General features: G+C 49.6%; 4 protein-coding genes. All 4 read right to left on the bottom strand.

Annotation, left to right across the window (positions count from 1 at the left end; translation table 11 throughout):
* Nucleotides 1-954: homocysteine S-methyltransferase family protein (locus tag R3177_RS13730; RefSeq protein ID WP_318971587.1), on the bottom strand; the 954-nt coding region annotated here is incomplete at its 3' end.
* 27 nt (nucleotides 955-981) lie between these two features.
* A complete protein-coding gene (locus R3177_RS13725; protein WP_318971586.1) occupies nucleotides 982-1923 on the bottom strand; it encodes a homoserine O-acetyltransferase/O-succinyltransferase family protein in 942 nt (313 codons plus the stop codon).
* A 108-nt stretch (nucleotides 1924-2031) separates the two neighbouring features.
* Nucleotides 2032-3264 (bottom strand): diguanylate cyclase, encoded by a 1233-nt coding sequence (locus R3177_RS13720; RefSeq protein ID WP_318971585.1) that lies wholly within the window; start codon nucleotides 3262-3264, stop codon nucleotides 2032-2034.
* A 50-nt stretch (nucleotides 3265-3314) separates the two neighbouring features.
* On the bottom strand, nucleotides 3315-3849 hold a 535-nt coding region (locus R3177_RS13715; protein ID WP_318971584.1), incomplete at its 5' end, for a hypothetical protein.

The raw sequence follows: 3849 nt of genomic DNA, 5'->3' as shown, positions 1-3849 counted from the left end.
TTCTGGCGTTGTACCGCAACAGCCACCGACGATATTTAAAAACCCCTGTGCGGCCCAGTCGGCAATCTCTGCAGCCATCTCTGCTGCACCTAAATCATACTCACCAAACTCATTGGGCAGGCCGGCATTCGGATGCACTGATACATAAGCTTCTGAGATACCTGACAAGGTCTCGACATAAGGCCGCAGTAAATCGGGGCCCAACGCACAGTTAAGACCAAAGCAAACCGGCTCAATATGCGCCAGGCTATGGTAAAACGCCTCGGTCGTCTGGCCAGATAAGGTTCTGCCCGAGGCATCGGTAATGGTACCGGAGATCATCACCGGTAGCTTAAAACCCACTTCATCGAACACCTGCAGCACAGCAAACGCGGCGGCTTTGGCATTTAACGTATCGAAAATGGTTTCCAGCATAATAATGTCGGCGCCACCTTCGATTAACGCATGAGTAGATTCAGTGTAAGCATTTACTAACTCATCAAAGCTGACATTACGAAAGCCAGGGTCATTGACATCAGGTGAGATCGATGCCGTACGGTTAGTGGGGCCGAGCACACCGGCAACAAAGCGGGGTTTGTCTGGCTCAAGGGTCGTTATCTCATCGCATACTTTACGGGCTAATGCCGCAGCCTCGCGATTAATCCGCGCTGATAACCCTTCCATCTGATAATCCGCCATCGCAATGGTGGTCGCATTAAAACTGTTGGTTTCGACAATGTCGGCCCCGGCCAGCAGATACTGCCGGTGAATATCAGCAATCAAACCGGGCTGGGTTAATACCAGTAAATCATTATTGCCTTTAACATCGCAGGGCCAGTTAGCAAACTCACTGCCGCGATAGTCGGCTTCTTCCAGCCGGTGCTGCTGAATCATGGTGCCCATCGCGCCATCGAGAATAAAAATACGCTCGGCAAGCAGCTTACGAAATTGTTCGGGGGTCAGTCTTGCGGTCATAAAATGCTCTTTATTATTCAAAAACTTTCAAACACGAGGTAGCTCAGCGCTTTGTCCAATCTGGCTTAATTCAAACGGCGTGGCCTGATATACATAATAGTTCAGCCAGTTGCTGAATAATAAAAATGCATGACTTTGCCAACGCTTCTGCGGCCGCTGCAACGGGTCATTATCGCGGTAATAATTTTCAGGTACTTTAGGCGTCAGGCCGGCGGCCAGGTCACGCTGATATTCATCATCCAGCGTGGTTAAATCGTACTCCGGATGACCAGTCACAAATACCCGGCTGCCACTGCTGTTCTGTAATAAATAAGCGCCGGTAACATCGGCCTCAGCCAGAATATGTAAATCTTCATGCTGCTGATATTTTTGCTTGGGTACCTGAGCATAACGCGAGTGCGGCACTAAAAATTCAGGATCAAAGCCGCGCACCAGCGGAGACAACGGCTCAGTAACCTGTTGCCAGTAAACCCCGGATAGTTTTTCACCACGAATTTCCCGCTGCAAACCATAATACTGATACAACGCGGCATGCGCCGCCCAGCATAAAAACAGGGTCGACGTGACATTATTATCAGCCCAGCGCAGAATATCACCAAACTGATTCCAATACGTGACCTCTTCATAGTCCACCAGCCCGAGCGGCGCACCGGTAATAATTAAGCCATCGTACTTCTGTTGCTGCACTTCTGAAAAGTAGCGGTAAAAACAGTTTAAGTGACTTGGCGGGGTATTTTTGCTGACATGATCATCAATCCGCAGCAAATCAACATCGACCTGCAACGGGCTGTTCGCCAGTAAGCGCAGCAATTGCAACTCAGTGGCAATTTTATTTGGCATCAGGTTTAAAATCGCAATCTTCAAAGGCCGGATATCCTGCGACTGTGCCCGACTTTCGGTCATCACAAACACATTTTCAGCCGATAAGGCTTCTACCGCTGGCAATTGGTCGATCACTTTAACAGGCATAGCCGCATCCGCTTTACTGACATAACGGCTATGTTGCGTAAAACCACCGGTAATGTCAACATCTATACGTTTAGACGTCTAGTTACAGCCGCGCATTTGCGCTTTTATTCAACTGCTGGCAGCCAGGACGGTGGCTATTTCTACTTTGTTCCGGCCATTGTGCTTGGCAAGATAAAGCGCCGCATCGGCCTTTTGTAACAACTCCGCTGCAGACTTTGCATGAATTGGCGCAGTAGCCACCCCTAATGACACAGTAATATGCCCTAAAGAGCGGCCCTGATAATGCAACACTACTGCGGCTATCCGGGTTCTTAACTGCTCTGCCCGCTCGATCGCGATTTCGGTATCAGCATCAGGCATTACCAGCAGAAATTCTTCACCGCCAAGCCGGCAGGCCAAATCGGATGGACGCACCACCTGGCGCATCTGCTCGGCAATTTCCTTTAGCACCTTATCACCGGCATCATGGCCAAACTGATCGTTAAACTTTTTAAAATAATCCGCATCCAGTGCCACCACTGATAACGGCTTGGCCTGACGGACAGAGCGCGCCAGTTCCCGCTTCATTGTTTCTTCCAGATACCGGCGATTATACAAGCCGGTTAATGGATCCCTGATTGACTGAGCATGCAGTTTTTCGCTCAGCCGGATATTATTCAGCGCCAGCGACAACATATCCGCTATCGTCAATGCCAGCTGTTTTTCCTGCTCTGTTATATCAGTTATTGCGCTGTCCGGCGAAACGGCTAACAACATCAATCCCAGACTCTCATCGCCACTTGTCAGCGGTATACAAACGCTGGCCCGGGTTCCAGCCGCCATATGCTGGCAAAATACCTCAACAGAATTTTCGGTTGCAGCATGCATCCGCCCTGTTCTTAATGCCCGGCATTCTTTAGGCGCAAACAGGCTGTTAAGGTGAGCGGCATCACCCCAATGATTTACCATTTCAGTTAAATTTCTCGAGGCGGCAATGGCGTAAAAGGCGCCGTTAATCCGAGGCAGCAACCTTTTACATACCCGCATGGCGGCATCATAGGCCTCGGCTACGGTTTGCGAAGAGGCTAACATCGACTGCATGCTTTCCAGCGCCTGCATTTCTTGGTGCACGGTTTGTAATTGTGCAGCCATTTGATTAAAGCTTAGGGTCAGCTGTCCTAATTCATCTGAACGTTTATTGACTACCCGGGTATCAAGCTGTCCCTGTGTGATCCGGTGTGCGCCGTTTCGCAAAGCGGCAATGGCCCGCAGTACTTCGGACTGGATCAGCAAAATAAGCAGCATCCCCAGGATTAAACTGACAACAGGCAGCGCCAGCGACTGCCAGCCTGCTCTAATCATCAGTTCATGATTGTTCGCCGATAACTGTTGCAGTTGCTGCTCTTCGTTAGTTACTTGTTGCTGAATACGGGTCTTATTTCATCAATCAGTTTTTTCCCGGCACCCGATGCAATAATCTGAATGGCCTGATACTCGTTTTCAAGCGCCAGATGCGTTAGCTCATTAAGTTTATCTTCTATTTGCCCGATAACCGGCAAAGCCTGCTCTATGTTGAATTCTCTCCCGTTTATCAGTTGCTGCAATTGCTGCTCCCATGCCAGCAATTGCGCCCAGCCTGCTGCATTTGCTGTCGGAATACTCAGCGTTGCCGCTTCTGTAATCAGCCGGGAAAACTCGGTTAGCTGAGCTTGTTGCTCAGGTGAAATAACCGAGGCCGAATCATCCAGCAACCCTTTCATTTTTTTCAGATGATACAGCGCATTACCACCGTAAGAATCCAGTCTGCCAGGCGATTGCTGCCGGGCAGCAATCACAGGCTTCGCCACGTCATTCAGCCATTGATTAAACAGCTCTTCAAGCTGAGCAATTTCAGCAGTAGCGTCGGGTCTTAATGCTTTTAACCTGTTTGCAGTGTCAGTAAAGCGC

Source organism: Arsukibacterium sp. (assembly GCF_033722355.1).
GTDB lineage: Bacteria > Pseudomonadota > Gammaproteobacteria > Enterobacterales > Alteromonadaceae > Alishewanella.
Note: the sequence above shows the minus strand (reverse complement) of the source record. Positions and strands in the feature narration are given on the sequence as shown.